Origin of the sequence: Microcoleus sp. A2-C3, assembly GCF_036706065.1 — a bacterium.
Taxonomy (GTDB): Bacteria; Cyanobacteriota; Cyanobacteriia; order Cyanobacteriales; family Microcoleaceae; genus Microcoleus.
The window spans coordinates 1-20,974 of the sequence record NZ_JAUBVX010000014.1; the positions used below are offsets into that span (position 1 = coordinate 1).

At 43.8% G+C, this 20,974-nt stretch carries 19 protein-coding genes; 9 read left to right on the plus strand and 10 right to left on the minus strand.

Annotated elements, in window-relative coordinates; all coding sequences use genetic code 11:
- Positions 1-238: 238 nt before the first annotated feature.
- The 5 genes from QUB66_RS10145 to QUB66_RS10165 all read right to left on the minus strand — a co-directional run bounded on the left by QUB66_RS10145 (position 239) and on the right by QUB66_RS10165 (position 5,952).
- Positions 239-1,003: an ABC transporter ATP-binding protein gene (locus QUB66_RS10145; RefSeq protein ID WP_332969655.1), complete on the minus strand. Its 765-nt coding sequence runs from the start codon at positions 1,001-1,003 to the stop codon at positions 239-241.
- 221 nt (positions 1,004-1,224) lie between these two features.
- Positions 1,225-1,953: a Uma2 family endonuclease gene (locus tag QUB66_RS10150; RefSeq protein WP_332969657.1), complete on the minus strand. Its 729-nt coding sequence runs from the start codon at positions 1,951-1,953 to the stop codon at positions 1,225-1,227.
- Between the two features lie 62 nt (positions 1,954-2,015).
- On the minus strand, positions 2,016-2,459 hold the full coding sequence (locus QUB66_RS10155; protein ID WP_265237688.1) for an HNH endonuclease: 444 nt from the start codon (positions 2,457-2,459) through the stop codon (positions 2,016-2,018).
- Between the two features lie 7 nt (positions 2,460-2,466).
- On the minus strand, positions 2,467-2,721 hold the full coding sequence (locus QUB66_RS10160) for a hypothetical protein (RefSeq protein WP_332969659.1): 255 nt from the start codon (positions 2,719-2,721) through the stop codon (positions 2,467-2,469).
- Positions 2,722-2,748: 27 nt separating this feature from the next.
- Positions 2,749-5,952 carry an NACHT domain-containing protein gene (locus QUB66_RS10165; protein ID WP_332969660.1) on the minus strand — a complete coding sequence of 1,068 codons (3,204 nt, stop codon included), beginning with the start codon at positions 5,950-5,952 and terminating at the stop codon, positions 2,749-2,751.
- A 600-nt stretch (positions 5,953-6,552) separates the two neighbouring features.
- Between QUB66_RS10165 and gor the strand changes: the two genes are divergently transcribed.
- From gor to QUB66_RS10205, 8 genes are all read left to right on the plus strand, one after another.
- Entirely contained in the window at positions 6,553-7,896 is a 1,344-nt protein-coding gene (gene gor, locus QUB66_RS10170) for a glutathione-disulfide reductase (protein WP_332969661.1), read from the plus strand.
- 245 nt (positions 7,897-8,141) lie between these two features.
- Complete coding sequence (locus QUB66_RS10175; RefSeq protein ID WP_332969691.1) at positions 8,142-8,732, plus strand: sigma-70 family RNA polymerase sigma factor; 591 nt, start codon at positions 8,142-8,144, stop codon at positions 8,730-8,732.
- Positions 8,729-9,163: a hypothetical protein gene (locus QUB66_RS10180; protein WP_332969662.1), complete on the plus strand. Its 435-nt coding sequence runs from the start codon at positions 8,729-8,731 to the stop codon at positions 9,161-9,163. Before QUB66_RS10175 ends, QUB66_RS10180 begins: the two co-directional genes overlap by 4 nt.
- A 19-nt stretch (positions 9,164-9,182) precedes the next feature.
- Positions 9,183-9,671, plus strand: a complete 489-nt coding sequence (locus QUB66_RS10185; protein WP_265237700.1) for a Spy/CpxP family protein refolding chaperone — start codon at positions 9,183-9,185, stop codon at positions 9,669-9,671.
- Between the two features lie 280 nt (positions 9,672-9,951).
- The gene (locus QUB66_RS10190) at positions 9,952-10,644 is read left to right on the plus strand and encodes a YqiA/YcfP family alpha/beta fold hydrolase (RefSeq protein ID WP_332969663.1); all 693 of its coding nucleotides are present in this window, start codon (positions 9,952-9,954) and stop codon (positions 10,642-10,644) included.
- A gap of 32 nt (positions 10,645-10,676) precedes the next feature.
- The gene (locus QUB66_RS10195) at positions 10,677-11,384 is read left to right on the plus strand and encodes an ROK family protein (RefSeq protein ID WP_265237704.1); all 708 of its coding nucleotides are present in this window, start codon (positions 10,677-10,679) and stop codon (positions 11,382-11,384) included.
- Positions 11,385-11,677: 293 nt separating this feature from the next.
- On the plus strand, positions 11,678-12,871 hold the full coding sequence (locus QUB66_RS10200) for a histidinol-phosphate transaminase (RefSeq protein WP_332969664.1): 1,194 nt from the start codon (positions 11,678-11,680) through the stop codon (positions 12,869-12,871).
- 53 nt (positions 12,872-12,924) lie between these two features.
- Complete coding sequence (locus QUB66_RS10205; protein ID WP_265237708.1) at positions 12,925-13,320, plus strand: VOC family protein; 396 nt, start codon at positions 12,925-12,927, stop codon at positions 13,318-13,320.
- A 30-nt stretch (positions 13,321-13,350) separates the two neighbouring features.
- Here QUB66_RS10205 and QUB66_RS10210 read toward each other — a convergent pair whose 3' ends face one another.
- Complete coding sequence (locus tag QUB66_RS10210) at positions 13,351-13,929, minus strand: hypothetical protein (protein ID WP_332969665.1); 579 nt, start codon at positions 13,927-13,929, stop codon at positions 13,351-13,353.
- Between the two features lie 57 nt (positions 13,930-13,986).
- Here QUB66_RS10210 and QUB66_RS10215 point away from each other — a divergent pair, with 57 nt between their 5' ends.
- Entirely contained in the window at positions 13,987-14,409 is a 423-nt protein-coding gene (locus QUB66_RS10215) for a DUF2358 domain-containing protein (RefSeq protein ID WP_332969692.1), read from the plus strand.
- On the opposite strand, the gene QUB66_RS10220 is transcribed toward QUB66_RS10215, so the two are convergent.
- From QUB66_RS10220 to QUB66_RS10235, 4 genes are all read right to left on the minus strand, one after another.
- The gene (locus tag QUB66_RS10220) at positions 14,402-16,054 is read right to left on the minus strand and encodes a mechanosensitive ion channel family protein (protein WP_332969666.1); all 1,653 of its coding nucleotides are present in this window, start codon (positions 16,052-16,054) and stop codon (positions 14,402-14,404) included. The genes QUB66_RS10215 and QUB66_RS10220 overlap by 8 nt on opposite strands.
- A 7-nt stretch (positions 16,055-16,061) precedes the next feature.
- The gene (locus QUB66_RS10225; RefSeq protein ID WP_265237713.1) at positions 16,062-17,174 is read right to left on the minus strand and encodes a mechanosensitive ion channel family protein; all 1,113 of its coding nucleotides are present in this window, start codon (positions 17,172-17,174) and stop codon (positions 16,062-16,064) included.
- A 146-nt stretch (positions 17,175-17,320) separates the two neighbouring features.
- Positions 17,321-18,934 (minus strand): mechanosensitive ion channel family protein, encoded by a 1,614-nt coding sequence (locus tag QUB66_RS10230; protein WP_332969667.1) that lies wholly within the window; start codon positions 18,932-18,934, stop codon positions 17,321-17,323.
- Between the two features lie 340 nt (positions 18,935-19,274).
- Positions 19,275-20,831: a cation:proton antiporter gene (locus QUB66_RS10235; RefSeq protein ID WP_332969668.1), complete on the minus strand. Its 1,557-nt coding sequence runs from the start codon at positions 20,829-20,831 to the stop codon at positions 19,275-19,277.
- Between the last annotated feature and the right edge of the window lie 143 nt (positions 20,832-20,974).

Here is a 20,974-nt window from a genome sequence, read left to right on the forward strand (position 1 = left end):
TGCCATCAATTTTACCCTCGCTGATCCACGAATCAACACCAGTTTACTTGACGATAGGGCTTAACCGAGAAGTATTGAGTAGTGATTAGTCATTGGTTAACGGGTTTCAATGATCCAGGATGGTAACAAGTAGAGAGCATCTGTAGCGAAACGGCACTACCGTGTCCGGCGCGGGAAACAGCTACTTTTAAGGATTGCTATCAGATTGACACTTATAGCAAAAATTTTGAAATTGGCATTAAAATACCGCGTGTGAAAGTTCTGCCGGATTCAGATTATTATGAATAACTTGACCATCGCGGAACCAGACAACCCGGCGAGTTTGGCGCGCTACTTCCGGTTCGTGAGTCACCATCACAACAGTCATACCGGCTTCATTAAATTCTGTAAAAATATCCATTACTTCTTGGGTAGTTTTAGTATCCAATGCACCAGTCGGTTCATCTGCAAGCAACAACACCGGACGGTTGACAATAGCCCGGGCGATGGCTACCCGCTGCTGCTGTCCTCCTGATAGTTGATTAGGTTTATTTTGAAGCCGACTTTGCAGGCCTACTTTCGTTAAAGCGTCTACGCCGCGTTCGCGTCTTTCGGCTGCGGGAATGCCTGCATAAACCATCGGTAACATGACATTTTCTAAGGCTGTTAATTGAGCTAGCAGGTGAAATTGTTGGAAAACAAAACCTAATTTTAAATTGCGAATTCCGGCTAATTCTGCTTCGGGCATTTGGGCGACATCTACGCCGTCTAGGTAGTAACTGCCGCTCGTAGGTCGATCGAGACAACCGATAATATTCATGGCTGTAGATTTGCCAGAACCCGATGCGCCCATAATCGAGCAATATTCTCCTTGCGTGACTGTCAAACTTACGCCGTTTAGGGCGCGCACTTCTAGGTCGCCGATGCCGTACACTTTTGTTACGTCTTGCAGGCCGACGATGACGGGTTTTGAGGTGTCTTGGAGGTGGAGGTCTTGGTGGGTCTGGGTTTGTAGTTCAGGCATTTGTTTTTATGTGCGATCGACACAATGTACTACTAAGTTAACACTTCTGAGAGGTTTTGGTGGGTGGAAGGGCGATCGTTTGGACGCTTATAGGACTTACGCACGCGCGGGTCGGAAACCGGGTTTTTTCGCGAAAACAATTCGTTATAGCCCGCAAAAACGATAAAAAACCCGGTTTCTTTGGTCTTAATGAATAAGTCCTAGATTAAACAATTTGTCGCTTAAATGCGATCGGGATCGATGTTTAATTCGCGTAGTTTTGCTGCTAAACGTTCTATTCTCTGAGATACTTGTTCGGCTTTTTGAGCTGATTGTTCAGCTTTTTGAGATGCTTGTTCGTATATTTGATCTGCTTGTTTTCTGCGCTGACGGTTTAATTCTATCTTTTCCATCAATTCTAAATGGGAAAGAAACTTTTGTCCATTAGGTTTATAAACTTCTAACCCATCTTCGCCCAACTCAAATCGAATTCCCAATCTCGGACTTACCCATCCCCGCATCTGCTCGATTACTTCTAAATTTCCTTCCATTCTTTGCCAACCGCTCAATTTTTTTTCATCTTCATCTAGCTCATAAACGTAATATTCTTCAACTCCATAGCGATTATAAAATGAAAATTTCTCGTCCATTTTTGTTTGAGTGTCTTTGTAAGAGCGAATCTCAAACACGAATTGAGGAGCAATATTATCTTCGCGAAATTGTAGATAGGAAAGTCTGTCACCTTTGGGTCTGCCAAAGATTACCATTGTATCCGGTGCTTGAAAGATGTCATTTCTTCCCTCAACCGGATACCACAGTAAATCTGCTGCTACAAATACGTTTGGATCTTTTTTAAACAGCGACTCGCAACCCTCTTGAATTTTGACCATTAAATCAAATTGAGTCGTACTATCTGCCATTGGTTGGCCGTCGCTGGATGGATAAATAATTTGTTCGGTCGTGACTTGCATAGTGGTTGTCTCCGAAAACTATCCGATCTTAATTATACTATTATTGGGTGATGTTTCTTGATTTACTGGGTCATCCGTTGTTGCGCGGCTGGTGACGGATATGCACCAAAGTCTATGAAGATTTGTCGCTCTCTAATCCGCTCATTGTGATTAAATTCTAGAATTCGTGCTGTTACTTCTCCAATATCTGTTTGTGGTTGAATCGCAGCTTTGTCTAAGCGAAAATGTTCTCCCCAAAAATCTCTACGCGGGTTAAAAAAACGCACCAATTCTCCAGTGCGCCAAACAATTGATCCTAAATCTGTTCCTTTCTGGAGGTTGCAGAAAACACAAGCATAGGCGAGGTTATCGGCTGTTGTTTCTCCACCATGTTTGACGCTGATGATGTGGTCAACTTGACAGCCTGATGCTCTGTCTGTCTCTGCAATGAGGCAGTATTCGCAAATGCGATCGGCACGGAGAGCAACTAAACGCCTAAGTTCGGCATTAATGTAAGGACGAGGCATAAAAAACTTACTCTTTGACGACGTGTTTGTGAGCGACTGCTTTGATAAGAGTTATCAGATGTTCTAGGATTAGATAGTTGTCTAATTCGGTTTTTTCATCGGTGGTTAAACCTTCGTTATTGTGTGCATAAATTAGGTCGGCGATATGCTCTTTTGCTTCTTCGGATAGTTGAAAGTTGAGAATGCTTTCGGGAGTAGCGCCAGCAGCAAAAAACTCAACTATTTCTGCATAAGCTTGGGGGATCTTAGTGGCTACAGTCATAACTTGTTTCTCCTTTTTTTGTTTATATCACAGCTTGTCTAGTTTTGCCAATTGTATCTCGGCAAACTTGCGGACTTTTTCATCTGGATCGTTGACAAATCGATCGCGAAGTATTTCTAATGTTTTTGGGTCATCTTTCCACCCCCGTGGTAATTCTTGGACTGCTGTATATCGCACAGTCCAATCATCATCATATTGAGCGCATTGTTTAAGGATAGGTAAGATTTCATGATCATCTTTCCACCCACGTACTAATTCTAAAAATGCGGCAATTCGTACATTTGAATCATTATCATATTGAGCGCATTTTTTGAGAATAGGTAAGATTTCATGGTCATCTTTCCACCCACGTGCTAATTTTTGGACTGCTACTTCTCGGACATCCGAATCATCATCATATTGAGCGCGTTGTTTGAGAATATCTAAGATTTCCTGGTCATCTTGCCACTCCCGTGCTAATTCTTGAATTGCTGCTTCTCTCACATTTGAATCCTCACCATATTGAGCTAGTTGTTTAATAATAGGTAATGTTTCGCAGTCATCTTTCCACCATCTCACTAATTCTTTGACTGCTGCACTTTGCACAACGCAACCACCGCGAAATTTAGCTACTTGTTTGATGATAGGTAATGTCTCAGGATCATCTTTCCATCCGTATGCTAGTTCTTGGACTGCTAAACGCCGCACAAGGTAATCATCATTATCAGATTGAGCTATTTGTTTGAGAGTGGGTAAAGTTTCTGAGTCATTTTTCCAGCCACGTACTAATTCTTGGACTGCTGCTTGTCGCACGGCCCAATTGTCATCTTGAGATTGAGCCATTTGTTTGAGGAAAGGTAAGATTTCGGAATCATCTTTCCATCCCCATGCTAATGCTTGGATTGCGGCATATCGTACACCCCAATTTTCACCATCAGATTGAGCCAGTTGTTTGAGCCAAAGTAAGGTTTTAGGGTCATCTTTCCAAGTCAAGGCGATCGCACTTACTGCTTGAGTATGAATTTCCCTAATTAGTTCAATTTCTTTGCCATTTACATGAAAACCTATGCTATGCTCGCTGAGAGGGCACTTCGTTAACTCTTTTAAACGTTCAAGAAATTCACTATCAATCCCAGCAATAATTTTTCTATTTCTCACCTCGTTCAAACACTTTGCAGCCAAAAACAGGCTCTGACAATTTTCAAATTCCTCAGACTGTTCAATCAAAAACTCAATCAATTTCCCTGTAAACCGTCCATCAATCAATCCTGCAATCAAGCACAAAACTTCCTGCCAAGATTCATCATGCCAATGCGGGCCAAAAACCTCTGTTTTCAACTCATCTAAAGAAAGTTCTCGCGTCTTCTCAAATCTCTCTACCACTTGCGACGCACAGAAATATTCCAAGAAAGTTCGATGTATAAACCCGTAAGTATCCGCACCCAAAAAACATAAAATAAAGTTGCGCGTTCGCAGTTGATGAATGATTAACTTCGCCCGGTTTCTCGGTTGGTCAAAATCTTTATTCTTCAGATATGCTGTCAGAATATCCTCCAAATCTTCCGCACTAATAATATTGCCAGACAACCCTTCAGGTGCTGCCTGCATTTTCCAAGCAACTCGCCGCAACATTTCTTGCTTATCTTTAGCATCGATCGTTTTTGGATCGAGCCTGCTATCCTCTACTAAAGACCTTTCCACATCCCATTGATAGAGCAATACCCGCGAAGCTTGATTGTAAAGTTCTGCCCTGTCTCTCGGCAATTCTTGACTGCGATTCAAAATCGCCATAATCGTTAACAATAACGGATTTCCCGCTAAATCTTGAATCGTTGATGAATACTCTAGCGCTCTTTTCATCCGATCGCAAATTCGCACTTTTTCCCTAGCATCCGTAAAAGTCAACTCATGCCAGCGGTGCACAAAATCCTGAATCTGTGCCGGATTCAAGTCTTGGAGAATAAAGTGATGAAACTCCGCATCTTGCAACCGTTGAGGTTTGTAACCAATAATCCGAGACGTGACAATCACTCGCACGCGCGGATACTGATTGGTAAATCGATGAATCGCCGTAATTACATCTTCTCGTTTCCCGGAATCGAAAATTTCATCTAACCCGTCGAACATCACCACAGCGTCGCCAGCTTTAAGCTTTTCCTGCAATTGATGCTGATTTAAGTCACAAATAAAACCGGAATTTTTATGGCAAAATTCCAGAAAATTCTGGCAATGTCCTAATTCCACGTTGCGAATGTAAATCCGCAATTCTATTAGCAGCGGAATCGGGAGAGATGTTACGCTATTTAAAGGCGATCGCGCCCAGGTTAATGCTAAATATTGTAACAGAGTAGATTTGCCCGAACCCGGATCGCCTAAAATCACAATGTAGGGATAATTTGACTTGTCATTGATCACATCTAACACCGAGACGATTGGCTGAGATAAATAACCGTGTCGATATTTCTCTAAATTTTCAAGTTCGATCGCGTCTAATCGATCGCAATCTTGCAACCGCCGTTGATGTTCCTTGGGAATTTCGTAAGCTTGTGGCAGAAATGACTCGTAAATTAAGCGCACATCTTGCACAATAAAAATTTGCCAAACTTTCAGCTTTTCTCGATAATCGTAGGTATTGCTATCGACGCTGCTTAAATCCAGATTGCTGTAACGTTCGCACAAAGCCTCTTGATATTGCCTCAAGTCAAAATCGGGGATAATCCCAGCTATCTCTTGAGTATTTTTCTGAATGCTATCCAGATTTTGAGCATTCAAGATATCCCGCAAATCTTTTGAGTCAAAGAGAATTTCTTGAACTTCGGCGAGATACTGATTGGCGATAATTTGCCACTTAAATCTGGCGGGTAAAGCAGCTAAATCTAGTTGAGTCCAGGTTGTTTCGAGAATTTCTGCATCGAGGGATTCGCGATCGCTCTCAAAGCCCTTACCCAAAATTTCCTTAACTGACTTGTTGCTGATAAACTTTTTAACATCTTTAATATACAGCTTAATCTGTTCTGGGGAAAGTCCGCTGATTTTCAACTGCTGTTGCACTAACTCCAAAAACTTTTTCAGCGCTTTGCCCGTAGCGATTTGTCGCGGGTCTTTTTCGCCAAATATGACGTTTTTTAGGGAATCTTTAAAAAAATCTTTAGCAAAATCCTTCGCGCCGTCTTTGACTAATTCTTCTAAGATGGGTTTGACGATAATGCCTGCTGCTTCCGTTGCTCCCCAGAGTACCAGCCACTCGATCATAAAGCTAGCCTAAAAATAAATTTATGTTTATAATATAGCAATTATCAATGATTTGTGAAGCTCAAAAAACTTTAGGGTAATTCCAGTGCGATTGTTGTCAACCAAAATGTTAAACTCGCAGTCGGTTCTGCGTTTAACCCACAGTCCGGCAGGGGTTTAAACCCCTGCCTCATAGCGAAAGTCCTCTCAAGAGGACTGAAGAACTTATCAGTCCTATCCAAACGTCCTTTAATAAAACTAAAGAATTCATCCTTCCCTCATTAGTCCTCGACCGAGGACTTTGGCTATTAGACAGGGGTTTAAACCCCTGGCGGTCTTTTCGGTTAAAGCAATTACCAATTTTCTCAATTCCCTCATCGGCGGCCGCCCAAAAATAGTTACATTTTTATATGTTTTTTGGCGATTGCTTGTGCTATACTCTAATAATGGGAGTGTGAGCGATTTTAAAATTAACGCACAGATTTCTATTATTTAATAATACCATGTCAAACGGAAGAAGTAAAGTAGTTGACCCCAAAAAAAACAAAAAAATTTTGAGATATCATTAAGAAAAGTAAAGCGTAAAATTGGTAAAATAGAGATAGGAAACTAACGAGAATTATGACATACGACTACGACTTGTTTGTGATAGGTGCGGGCTCCGGCGGATTGGCTAGTTCCAAGCGGGCGGCATCCTACGGGGCGAAGGTGGCGATCGCCGAAAATGACTTGGTAGGCGGCACCTGCGTAATTCGCGGCTGTGTCCCCAAAAAACTGATGGTTTACGCCTCTACATTTTCGCACCTGTACGAAGATGCGATCGGCTACGGTTGGAGTCCAGTAGAAAGCAGTTTCGATTGGGAAAAACTCGTCACCAGCGTAGACACAGAAGTGCGGCGGCTGAGCAAACTGCACATCAGCTTTCTTGAAAAAGCCGGAGTGGAATTAATCTCAGGATACGCCAAATTTATCGATGCCCACACCGTCGAAGTTGGTGATAAAAAATACACCGCCGCTAAAATCTTAATTGCAGTCGGTGGCGAAGCTCACAGAGTCGATATTCCTGGTATCGAACACGCGATTACTTCCCGCGAAATCTTCTTGATAAAAGAGCAGCCGAAACGGTTGGCAATTTGGGGAGGAGGTTACATCGGCGTTGAATTTGCCTGCATTATGAACGGTTTGGGAAGTCAAGTAACTCAAATCATCCGACGTGATTTAATTTTGAACGACTTTGATGGAGAACTTCGCACTAACGTGCAGGAAGGAATGGTTAAGCACGGGATTAATTTTGTGACGGGAAGCTCGATCGCCAAAATTGAAAAAACCCCGGAAGGCTTAAAATTAACTTTGTCGGGAGAATCCGAAGAAACCTTGACAGTTGATGCACTTTTGTGCGCTACTGGACGATCGCCCAACTTGGAAAAATTGGGTTTGGAAAATGCGGGAGTTGAAACCGAGAAAGGTGCGATCGTAGTTACTAAAGACAGCCGCACCAGTCAACCGCACATTTTTGCCGTCGGAGATTGCACCAATCGGATTAATTTAACGCCAATTGCGATCGCCGAAGGACGCGCTTTTGCTGATACGGAATTTGGCAACAATCCGAGAGCAATCAGTCACGAAAATGTGGCATCAGCGGTATTTTCCCAGCCGGAAGCTGCTACAGTCGGCTTAAGCGAAGAGCAAGCAAAAGCTAAATTTGGCGACTCTATTAAGTGCTACACAGCCAAGTTTCGACCAATGTTTCACTCTTTGACAGGTGCAGATGAGAAGACTTTTGTCAAGTTAATTGTTGAGACTAATACCGATCGCGTTTTGGGCGTACACATGGTGGGGAAAGACGCGGGCGAGATTATTCAAGGAATGGCGATCGCCGTTAATATGGGAGCGACGAAGAAAGATTTCGACGTGACTATTGGCATTCACCCATCGACTGCTGAAGAGTTTGTGACTCTGCGGTAAAGAAAAGACGGCGGTTGAAACCGCGTCTACACAAACAATGTCCGCCGACGCGGACTGAAGACGATCTTCAACCCGCGCACCATCCGGGTTTTGTCTGTATAGGCGCGGTTTCAACCGTACGTCCGATCTACCTGTCTGATCTACCTGCCACCTCATTAAAAAAGAATTTTAAATAATTTGAACCTTTTTCGAGATCGTCCTGTCTAAACACTTCAGATAACGAACAGGTGAGGGATACTTCACAGGTGTTAGGTGTGTCAGCCAATGTTTTAACCGATGACTGTTCCGACTCCGACTTAGTTGATAAATGCTTAAAGGGCGATCGTACTTCCTTTCGCTATCTTTACCAACGCTACCAACACAAAGTCAGGTCAACCCTTTACCAACTTTGTGGGCCGTCACTGCTAGACGATTTAGCACAAGAAGTATTCCTGCGGGTTTGGAAAGGATTACCCAAACTCAAGCAACAGGAAAATTTTGCTACTTGGCTTTATCGAATTACATGGAATGTGGCTTCCGACCAAAGACAAGCATTTGCTAAACAGCATTCTTTTGACTCCAAGCTCAAAAATCAAGAAACAATGGATCGAGTTATTGTTAACAATCACACATCCGACTTGATGCAGTTACACTATCAAGATTTAGTGCAGCAGGGACTGGATCAATTGAGCTTTGAACACCGCAGCGTTTTGGTGTTGCACGACCTAGAAGATATCCCGCAAAAAGAAGTATCCCAAATTTTGGGACTGCCATCAGGGACTGTCAAATCTCGCGTGTTTTATGCCAGAAATGCTATGCGGCAATTTTTGCAAAAACAGGGAGTTCACGAACTATGAAGGACGGAAATAGTGACGACAAATTAGTTAATTTTTTAAAGCAATATCGCCCAGATGTTCCGGAATCTGCCCCAGATTTTGAGCTAAAACTTTTAGCAGCCATAGACAGGAATGAGGCGACGGTAGAGTCAAATCATCTAGGAGAAGCGCGAGCGAGCGAGACTACTAAAAAGTCAAAAATCCTCCGTTTTCCCAAATGGGCTTTTCCTACTGCGATCGCTGCAAGTCTGCTAGTTTTTGGATCGGGTTATCGCGTCTTAGTTACCGCACAACATCAGAAGGATGAGGCAGCACACCTAGAAGCATTTCTGGTCAATAACTGGGAGGCTGTATTGAAGGAGCCTTCAGCGGACAACTTGCTGGAACGCTCGCCAACTGACTTGTTTAATTACGCTGTCACCCCTGACAGCGAACAGCCAACAAATAACTAATCTCAAAGAGGTAATTTTCATGTCTATTCGCCGAATTTCTGCCCTAGCAGTTTTAATGTTAACCCTCGGCACTACAGCCGCTGCGACAGCCGTTTCTGCCCCCGCCAAAGCAGAAACAATTGCCCAAAACCAGCCTCCCAATCGACCCGCTGGCAAGAAAGGCGGGCTGTTCGAGCAACTCAATTTAAGCGCTGACCAAAAGCAGAAAATGCAGGCTGTGCGCGATCGCTACAAAGACCAAGTTTCCCAGCGAATGCAAGCCGTCCGCCAAGCCAGACAAGAATTGGAAACAATGATGTCTAGTGCGACATCAAATGCCAGCCAAATGCGCGATAAAAACCGTCAAATCATGGGATTGAGACAGCAGTTAGAAGAAGCGCAATTTGAAAGTATGCTAGGAATGCGAGAAGTGCTCACCCCCGAACAGCGCAGCCAACTATCTCAAATGATGCAGCAGCGCAGGGAAGCTGCTAAAACCCGGAGGCAAAACAGCCAAAAACCGCAGTAAAATACAAGTAATTTTGAGTTAATCCTAGGGTGTGCATTGCACACCTTAATAATCCTCCTGTACGCACTGGACACCTTACTAATTTAAGTTAATTGTAGGGTGGGCACTGCACACAGGAGGATTGGCTGTAAGCAGCTAGAGATCAATAGGACTTAGGCGAAAAGTGGTTTGACGCGCTAGCTATAGCGACCGGTGCGCGGTGCACACCCTACAAAAGAATTGCGTACCTTACTAATTTAAGTTAAAATAATTAGTTGGTAAATTTCATAAAATTTTCTGGATGAATCTACAAAACGATTCAACTTACATTTATTTACACGGATTTGCTTCAAGTCCAGATTCAGCTAAGGCTAAATATTTCCGATCGCACTTTTCTTCCCTAGGAATCGATCTCAAAACTCCCGATCTCAATCAAAACGATTTTTCCAGCCTCACCCTCACCCGCCAATTAAACCAAATAGAAACAGAATTTTGGCAAACCCAATCCTCCCCATCTCCGGCAGAAAATGTAAATAATCCAGGGGGAGTTACAATCATTGGGTCAAGTTTTGGCGGCTTGACAGCGGCTTGGTTGGCCCAGCGACAATTATCGGTAAAACGAATAGTTTTGTTAGCGCCGGCTTTTCAATTTCTCTCTCACTGGCTGCCGCTGTTGGGACAGCAAAAGTTAGAAAAGTGGCAGTCCGAGGAGTATTTACCAGTTTATCATTATGGCGAACAGCGTTATCTGCCGCTGAATTATCAGTTTGTGGCAGATATGGCTCAATACCCTGAAGAAAAATTAATGCGGTCAGTCCCTACGTTAATTCTTCACGGCAAGCATGATACAATCATACCGATTCAAGCTAGCAGAAGTTTTGCCGCTGACCGTCCCTGGGTGCAATTAATCGAATTAGAAGACGATCATTCTTTGGGAAATGTCCTAGGGGAAATTTGGGAAGCGATGCAAAAGTTTTGCCAATTCAAAAATTAAAATTTGACCAACTTGCAAGTCTCAACAATCAAATGACTGAACAAGATTCATCGACTCGCACCTTAGCCGTTGACATTGGCGGAAGCGGCATCAAAGTTATGGTTTTGGACGCTGAAGGTGAACCTCTGACGGAACGCAGCCGTTTAGAAACGCCTCAACCGCCGAAACCGGAACCGGTACTAGAGGCGATCGCCTCTTTAGCCAGCGCACAAGGCGAATTTGACCGAGTATCCCTGGGTTTTCCCGGCGTTGTGCGTCACGGTGTCATCAAAACCGCAGTAAATTTAGATCCGTCTTGGATAGATTTTGACCTAGCAACTACCCTCAAAGATCGCTTGGGAAAACCTGTGCGAGTGGCGAATGATGCCGATATTCAAGGATTGGGATCGATCGCTGGGACGGGCGTAGAATTAGTAATTACCCTCGGCACCGGTTTCGGTTCTTCCTTATTTGTCGATGGTATTTTGGTGCCAAATCTAGAATTAGGACATCACCCGTTTCGCAAAGGGGAAACTTACGAACAGCAATTAGGGCGATCGGCATTAGATGCAATCGGCGCGAAAAGATGGAATCGCCGTCTGGAAAAAGCCCTCGTGTCTTTGCAAAATCTCTTTAATTACGATCGCCTTTACATCGGCGGTGGCAATACAAAAAAGATTGTTGTACAGTTACCATCACTGGTTAACATAGTGCCGAATGTGAGCGGTTTGTTGGGCGGCATCGCTTTGTGGCGCGATTAACATAGTCATTAGTCATTGGTCATTAGTCATTGGTCATTAGTCATTAGTCATTAGTCATTAGTCATTAGTCATTAGTCATCAGTTATTTATAGCGGTTCTCGAAAAAGTGAGGTATGCCCTATGCCCTATGCCCTATGCCGTTCGCGTACCTCATCTTTCTGAAAAAGGCTATATTTATTTGTGAGAATGAAGAGTTTACCAACTAGATATTAGAGACTAATGACTAATAACCCTAATAGTGTCAAACTAAATTGTAATTAGACAATCTACAATCTCCAACATAAAATCATACTATGCTGCCTTTTATCCGCCAAGACTTAGCCCAACTTGCCGCCTACACTCCCCATCCGGGCGGCGCGTCAGGAGAATCAGCCCACTCGGAAACTGTACTCGATCGCCTAGACACCAACGAATGCCCCTATGATTTGCCAGAGGAATTAAAACAAAAGCTAGCTTGGACTTACCAGCAGTTAATTGAGACAAATCGCTATCCCGACGGAGGCCATGCAGCACTCAAACAGGCGATCGCCCAATACGTCAACGAATCATCTCAAAATATCTGCCCAGAGGGCGTTACACAGCCAAAAACCGCCATTACAGCCGACAATATTTCTGTCGGCAACGGTTCCGACGAACTAATTCGATCGCTCTTAATTGCAACCTGTCTGGGTGGCCAAGGCTCAATTTTAGTTGCCAATCCCACCTTTTCGATGTATGGAATTATCGCCCAAACCCTCGGCATTCCCGTTGTCAGTGTTGCGCGACAAGAGGATAATTTTGAAATTGATATTGAGGCGGCTAAAAGGGCGATCCTCTCCGAGGGCTGCGCTAACGCCCAAAATCAAAATCCTCCCGTGCGCGCCGTCTTTGTCGTCCATCCCAATTCCCCCACAGCCAATGCTTTAACAACCAATGAAATAGAATGGTTGTCAAGTTTGCCCGAAGATATTTTAGTAGTAATTGACGAAGCTTATTTTGAATTCAGCCAAAATACCTTAGCAGACAGATTGCACCAACACCCGAATTGGATAATTTTGCGAACATTTTCCAAAGCATTTAGACTAGCATCAATGAGAGTCGGATATGCGATCGCCCATCCCGAACTCACAGCCACCTTAGAAAAAATCCGCCTCCCCTACAACCTTCCCACTTTCTCGCAAACCGCGGCCGAGTTTGCCCTAGCGCAGCGGCAGTTATTGCTAGCAGTAATTCCCGAAATCATTGCAGAAAGAGCCAAATTAATTGCAGCCCTAACTCAGTATCAAAAATTGCAAGTTTGGCCAAGTGCGGCGAACTTCGTTTATCTGCGGGTGAAATCGGTTGAGGGCGAATCGGCAGAAAAGGCACACCAACAAATCATGCAGCAGCTAAAAGCTAGAGGTACTTTGATTCGGCACACAGGCGGAGGTTTGCGAATTACGGTAGGGAGTCCAGATGAAAATCAGCGAACTTGCGATCGCATTGCAGAAATTTTTGACAACTCATAATATTCGGTATCCAGTTTTTGCTTAACACAAAAATAACTTTGGAGAAGATATATATGCTTAAAGGAAAGGTTTTACGGGTTGCTCGTCCAACTGATTGCCTTGATCAAGTTGTTCATTTCTACACAGAGGGTTTAGGGCTGCAAATCCTCGATAGTTTTGAAAACCATGAAGGTTTTGACGGAGTAATGGTTGGGATGCCAGGAGAAAGCCACCACCTTGAATTCATCCATCAACGGGGACATATTGTAGGTGGCGCTCCAACTCAAGACAATATTATTGTCTTTTACCTTCCTAACCAACAAGAATGGCAGCAGGCTGTTGAGCGAATGAAAGCAATTGGATTTGAGCCTGTAAACTCATACAATCCCTACTGGGACAAAAATGGAGTGACTTTTGAAGACCCAGATGGCTATCGAGTCGTTTTGCAAAATGCCGAGTGGAGCTTGTAGCAGCGCGCCGCATAAGGTATCTACACCAATTTATAACTCATCATTTCCTTGTCGCGCCGCCCGAATGGTTTGGGGAAATACGCCTACTAAAAGTGCCAAAGCTTCATCGGGAATTTGTGCCACTGTTTCCCCATCAAAATATTGTTCAAACTGAGTCAAAAGCATTTGTGCGCGTTCCAAAGCTACAGGCTTTCGCGTTAACTGTTCCGTTAACCGCACCCAATGCCACCGAATTTCAAAAGCTTTCTGTTTTTCTTCGGGAGATTGAGGACAAACCAAACAAAAATCGCCCACCGGAATCGCCCGCACAGAGTCAACATCAAAAGCACCGCCAACCGCAGCCCCCGGCCCGGCAAACTCTGCGTGAAAGCGTTTAATCAAAATTAGACCGTTCCGGCGACGGCTATCTACCATCAACAGCTTGCCGCTGTTGATTTCTGCGAGAATGTCAGAGGAGTGGGGGTGTTCATTCAAATCTGTGCCAAGGTTTCGATGTCCCAAGTCCGGGTCAGCAGAAAGGTGGGCTCGGACAATACCGCTAGAGTTAAAATCAGAACTGGATGAAATCTCAAATCTGCGATACTCCAGCGATCGATCGCGATTATTCATTTAAACTTACACACAATATTGTCACAAGGTGGTAGCTTGAGCGCGATCGAATATCAAATGCAGGTAGAACAAGTAGTAGACACCCTGAAAGCGGATCTCCCGACGCTGTTTGAGAAAGACATCTCCTACGACATCTACACAAAAGCCATCTATTTTCAAGATCCAGTCAACAAATTTAAAGGAAAAATCAACTACCGCATTATCTTTTGGACTTTGCGATTTCACGGCCAGCTATTTTTTAACGAGATTTACTTCGACCTCCACGACGTAAGCCAGACAGCCCCTGATACTATTGTGGCAAATTGGACTGTGCACGGGACACTGCGCGTACCCTGGAAAGCTCAGATTTTCTTTAACGGCTACTCTACCTACAAAATGGATGAGTACGGCTTAATTTACCAACATATCGACACTTGGGACAGAAATCCCGGAGAAATTTTAAAGCAGTTTTTCCGTAAGGGCAGCGTTGTCTTCAAATAGTAGCAGGGGACTGCACATAAACCGTAGGATTTTCCATCGTAAACACAATACCGTGGACTGCAAGAGATTTAGCAATTTCAGCACTTGCTAACTCTAGTAGGCGTTTACGCACCTCGATCGCATTATCCTGAGAGCCTAAAATTGCCAAACTCACCCTTAATCTTTTTCCCGATCCATCGGCGAGAGCAATATTTGTGCTGTTAGGATCGATTCCTGATAAAAAAGCAATTTTTTCCATGATAGCTTGCTGCACTAGGGCATATTCTCGTTCTCCTAAAGCACTTGCAAAGTCCATATACAGTAACACCATAATTTTTTTGGCAAGAGTAACGTTTTCAATTTCTACACTGACTAAGATAGAGTTGGGCATCACAATAATTGTACCCGTACCGAGGGAACGAATTTTTGTCGATCGCAAGCCAATACTTTCTACTTTCCCCAAATCTCCAGCGGGTAGACGGATATAGTCACCAGTAACAAAAGGGCGATCTAAATACAATACTAAAGTAGCAATGAGTTGTTCAAGAATTTTTTGGGCAGCAAAGGCGACGGCTAAACCAACTAACCCCAAACTAGCAACCAAACCAATCAAGTCAAAGTTTACGCTGCGGGCAAATGCCACCAGTGCTACAATAAAGATAAAGACATTAAACACAGTCTCAAATACTAAAATTGCATCATCGCTACTGGGATTAAATTTCCCCCCAAACTTCAATCCATAGGTACGCAGGTAGCGGCTAGTAAGTTTTGTGGATAACCAATACAAACAGCCAACTACAAATAAATTAGCAATCGGTTTGAGCAGCCCATACACAACTGGTACTAATGTTTCCAGTAAGTTCAGAGACCAACTGATACAAATACAGAGGACTGAAAATTGCACAAGGCGATCGCTCGGTTGAACAATTTCCAGATAAATATTTTCTGCTGATTGGATATCTAGCTTTTTGATGGCAAATCTCAGTAAGGCTGGAGCGTATTGACTAAATACAAAAGACCCTCCTAATGCTCCTAAAAATATCAGCCACTGGGGCTGAGAAAATGGGGAAACAATCTGATAACGAATACTTCGCAATACCGGGAACCATTCCGAACTCACTAGGACGATCGCTAACCAGGCCAAACCAAAAAAAACCTTTGTAAAAATACCAGTTTCCCACTTAGCTATTTTGGCGACAATTACCAACAAAAAGCGCAATATTATAATAATTCCTATGCCAATTAAAATCCATAAACTTCGCTGTAAAATGTATTGTGAAGTTCGTTCTTTTTTAGCCTTAGCGACCGCCTTTTCTAGAATATTTTCCCATTCCTTAGCTTGTTGAGACAAAGAAAAGTTTGGTAAAACATCGTTGGCTGTAACTGTCAACAGGTAATTCTTGTTTAAAGAAATTGAGGTAGCGCTTGTATTAGGATCGTTACGCACATCGAAATTTATGACTTTCTCATTAGAGATCGCATCAGCCAGTAAATTATTGGCAAATTCGGTACGATCTAATGCTGAAAACCGATCGACAGGTTGCAAATAAAATAGCGGAATGCCATCAACTACTACAGGAGAATGAGGGCCGTCAGCACTTAGAGAAAAACTCATCGGAAAAGTCGCCAAAAACAAAGCCATTACAAATAAGAAGATTAGCTTCATTGGTCGCTTAAATAGGAATTGGAGCATCCACATAAATCGTTGGTTGGTTAATGGTAAAAGAAATATGATGTTTTTGGAGTTGTTTGGTGATTTGTTGGGTAGTTAGATCCAGCAATTGCCGCCTCAAGTCCATAGATAATTCATTAGAACCCAAAATGAAAAAAGAAATTTGGGCTTGGTTGTTACTGAAAGAAACCTCCGTGCTGCGCCAGTCTAAACCAAAAATGTCCATCGTGCTCTCCATCACGGTTTGGCGGATTAGTGCTTGCTCCTGAGCAGATACCTGTTCGGGAAACTCTAGCATCATAATCGACATGACTTTCTTGGCGCTTGTATAGTTCTCTATGGTAACTTCTGTCAGGTAATTATTAGGAATAACTGTGAGAGTACCTTTACCAGAGGTACGAATTTTTGTTGACCTTAAACCAATACTTTCTACTCGTCCAAAAGTGCCTTGTTTGCCCATAGGCCCGTCGGATAAACCAATATAGTCTCCAACTTGAAAAGGGCGATCGAGAGTTAATACAATTCCTCCTAAAAATTGTTCTAAAGTCTTCTGAGCAGCAAAGGCAATAGCAACACCTCCAATCCCCAAGCTAGCAAGTATGCCTCCAACATTGATATTATGGCTAATGCAAAAGACTAAAATTATTATTACAGCGATCGCAAAATCTCCCAGATAGCGAATTAAAAAGATAGACTCGCCTCTTACTTTAGGGTTGGAGTCAAAGGTTGCGCCTAAAATTGTGCTATTAAAAACTTCTCGAAATAAACTTGACACTAGCCAACCGGCAGAGAAAGTGATGCCGGCACTAAAACAAAACTCCATCAATTTTAGCCATTGAGTGTGAGGGATTACAACTAACATGACTTCCATCGCCGACAGAGTTAATAATATTAAAATTAGGTTTCTAGATGCAAGCAATACACCAATATAAGTTTTTGTCAATAAGCTTGGGGCAAACCAAGCTAATATTAATCTCAAGGTTGGGATCGCTATCATTCCAGCTAATCCCCCAATCCCTCCGGCTAGAAAAATCAGGATAACTTGCAAAAAGCGATCGCCATTATTTAAAGGCAGTTGTGCGAACATAAATAGCGCATTAATTGTTGTTGTCATGGTCAAACTAACTGTATTATAATAAATAGTTGACAGTTGACAGTTGACAGTTGCTATTAGTGCGAGCTTAAAATCTCGCGAATCTAGTCATTAGTCATTAGTCATTAGGAAGAAAAAAGAAGCAAGAAGGAATAATTTAGTTTAAGTTATTTAGGGGCAACTGAGTTATTTTCCGACTTGAGTAAAGTGTTTCGTAAGGTTGCCTCTAGTTGCGGTGATAAAGTCAAAGGGATGCTCCCAGAGCGGAGGTGCAGATCTCGTTGAGGAAACGGAATTTCGATTTCACGCTCTCGAAACAGTTCTTCAATACGGAACAATAAATCACTTTTGACGCGATACTGTACCATTGGTTCAGCAATCCACACCCGGAGTTCAAAATTAAAGGAACTCTCACCAAAACCCAAGAAACAAACAATCGGTTCTGGAGTATTCAATACATCAGAATGCCCCTTCGGAGCTTTGAGCAGCGCTGCCTTAACTTCACTGATATCACAGCCGTAGGCAACATTAACCGGAATTCTGATCCGCGAAACAGCATTCTCGTAGTTCCAGTTAGTTACCTCATCCTCTAAGAAACGGGAATTTGGCAAAATAATGGAAACTTGATCGAGGTTGCGAAGCACTGTACTGCGAGCGCCAATTCGGACAACAGTGCCTTCAATTTTACCTACACTCACAAAATCGCCTACCCGAATCGGACGTTCAAACAGCAAAATCAGACCGCTACCAAAGTTTTTAGCGATGTCCTGCAACCCAAAACCGATACCAACTCCCAACGCACTAAAGATTATTGTTAGAGAACTCAAATCGATTCCCCATACTTGCACCAAAACGATCGTTCCCAGAACAATCAGCAAGTATTTGGAAATCACAGCAACAGCTTCTTGACTCCCTCGACTGATGCGGGTGACTTGCAAAATTCGCAGTTTAAAGAAATTTGAAATAGTACCGCTCAGGGCGACCCATCCTAGGATGAGAGCAGCTAAAAACAACAGATCAGTGACGGAGTAATTGTTGCGCCCTACAGAGAGCGATCGAGAAATGAAACTGGTTATTAAACCGCTGGTCAGAGTGTAACTCCAACTCCGACTTATTGGAAACAAATTGGTAATGTAAAGGACGGTGGCAATCCAAAGCGCAGTCCTAGCTGCAAGCAAAGTCAAGATCAATAATAAGTTCAAAGATTTGGGGGAGTCAGCAACCGCAGCTTCTGCTGTTGATGGCTCTACAAATCGCTGGATAATTGCTTGTTTTACCGATCGCCACAGCCATCCCAATCCTTTGTGAAGGGCGATCGCCAGCACTACAATCGCCATTGTCAGCAGCAGCATATTTTTGATAAATTCGGCGCTTTTTTCTTCTTGAGCTTGCTGCAAAGCTTGACGGAGTTGTTCAGCCCAAAGATTAGCTTGTTCGGTAAGCGTGCGAGTTTCTTGCAGATCCGATTGAGTCACTGTCAGCAAGTATTTGCCATTAACCAGAATGGTGGGGTATTGATTGCGAACTTCTGTTGTGACTTCAACTGTTTCTTGAGATTGCTCAATTTGTTTGAGTCGCAAATTGAGCAAATCGGCACGTTCGACGGCTGTTAATGAGTCAGCATCGCTGACGCTAAAAAGCGGGCGACCATCTACCACAATAGATGTCGCCGTCCGAGCGGCTTGAACGGGCCCGGCTAGCAAAATTAATGTCAGCGCCAAGGCTGTGATGATTCCCAGTATTTGGTAACGAACAGATGAAAATTGCCGAAAATTTAACATATTTTACCGATTTCAATGGACTCCTAATATTCCGCGATGCTACGCTTCTAATACACCTCACCGCAAAGCAAGTTTTTGAACAAGCTGGATGCCCGTTTTACAAGAATCATTGGAGAGATATAAGGGAATTGCAAGAGGTCTATTGATGACAAAGCCCATGAGTGCAACCATCAGAAGGATTAACGGCGCGGCAGTGCTTGAGGAATACCCAGCCAGCGCACTTTTGTACTTGATACTCAGATTACTTTTGCATTATAACGGCTTGAACTGATTCAGTTACCCGTTCAGTTCCCTTAACACTGTTAGGAATGGCAATTAAATAACTTGAGCGATTCGCTAATTACTCCCCTATATTCTCAACTCCCAAAAATAGAGACAGTTCTTGATTTAAGCGACCCGATCGCACAAACTCAGCATAGGTGTCAGCCTCGATCGCCAGCAACTCCGCTCGAATTTGCTCAGCAATAAACGTGCTGAGATCGGGATATTCATCTTGAAGCCGATCGACCTCCGCCTCAATCCTCATGAGCTCCCCCTTAACCAGCGATTCTTGATACTCATAAAACTCCCGATCGACCCCCGGCTGTTCCTCCATCTCAGCCAACCGTTGCAACACCCTACCCAAAGCCGCCCGACGGGCGATCGCCTCCAAATACTCCCCGCGCATCGGCCCATCCCCCAGCAGATCCAGTTTTGCCAGAACAGGCTGAATAGTCAATCCCTGCACCAATAAAGTAAACAACACCGTCCCAAAAACCGTCGCAATCACCACCTCCCGGCCCGGTAAACCTTCAGGTACGCTCAAAGCCAAAGCCACCGACACCGCACCCCGTAGCCCTCCCCACCACAGCACCGTTTGCTCCTGCAGCGGAATGGCGGATGCCGCAAAACGGTTGCTGAGACTCCCCAGTCCGTAAATGGCGATCGCCCGCGTTACAATCACCGCCACAATCGTCACCGCGATCGCATCCAAATTTTCGCCCAAACTCCCAAACCGAATCTGATCCCCAATCAGCAAAAACACAATCGAATTCACAAAAAAAGCTAAAAATTCCCAAAACTCACTCACAATAATCCGAGTGCGAGGATTCATCCCGATGCGAGAACCAAAATTGCCCAAAATTAGCCCCGTCGTGACCACCCCAATCACCCCCGAACCGCCCAAATCCTCCGCAATCAAATAAGTACCATAGGCCGAAACCAACGTCAGAGACTGCTCCACCAAAGGCAAATCGAACCGCTGCGTCAAATAAGAAATCGCAAACCCGATCAGCCCGCCAACCCCCAGCCCAATCCCCACAACCGTTATCAACTCCAGCAAAATCGGCCCCGGCGATAACTTAGCAGTGCCCTGAGCAAAAGCAGCCAGAAATCCAAACGCCACAACCGCCATTCCGTCATTAAACAAACTTTCGCCTTCCATCAAAGTGCTGAGACGCTTCTCAACCCCCAACTCCCGAAACAAAGCCGTCACCGAAACCGGATCGGTAGCTGAAAGGGTAGCCCCAATCATCAGCGCAGTTCCCAAAGAAAGACCGGCAAATTGATTCAAACCAATTGCCACACCCACAATCGAAATCAGCACACCGAAAACAGCATAAAGACAAATAGGAATTAAATCCTGTTTTAAACTCGACCACTTCAAATTCCAAGCAGCTTCAAACAGCAGGGGTGGCAGAAAAATCAACAGAATCAATTCAGGCGAAAGATTCACCAATCGCACATCGACCAAAGCTAGCCCAGCTCCCACAATTACTAGCAGCAGCGTATAGGGAATTCGGCGCAACCAACTAACAATTTGTGGCAGAGTTGCCACACTCAAAGAAACTGAAAGCACCAGTAAAAATTGCTTCAAATTGTCTTCAATTCCCACTTCTTGTAGACTCGTTTCTATCATTTTAAAATTTTCCTATTTGTAATGATCGGATTGCATATAGCAATCCTAAATGATTTTCTGTAGGGACACGGCACTGCCGTGTCCCTACAGATGGGTTTTGGGGAAATCACATTCCGTCTTTTCGACACTGGTGTTAAAAATAG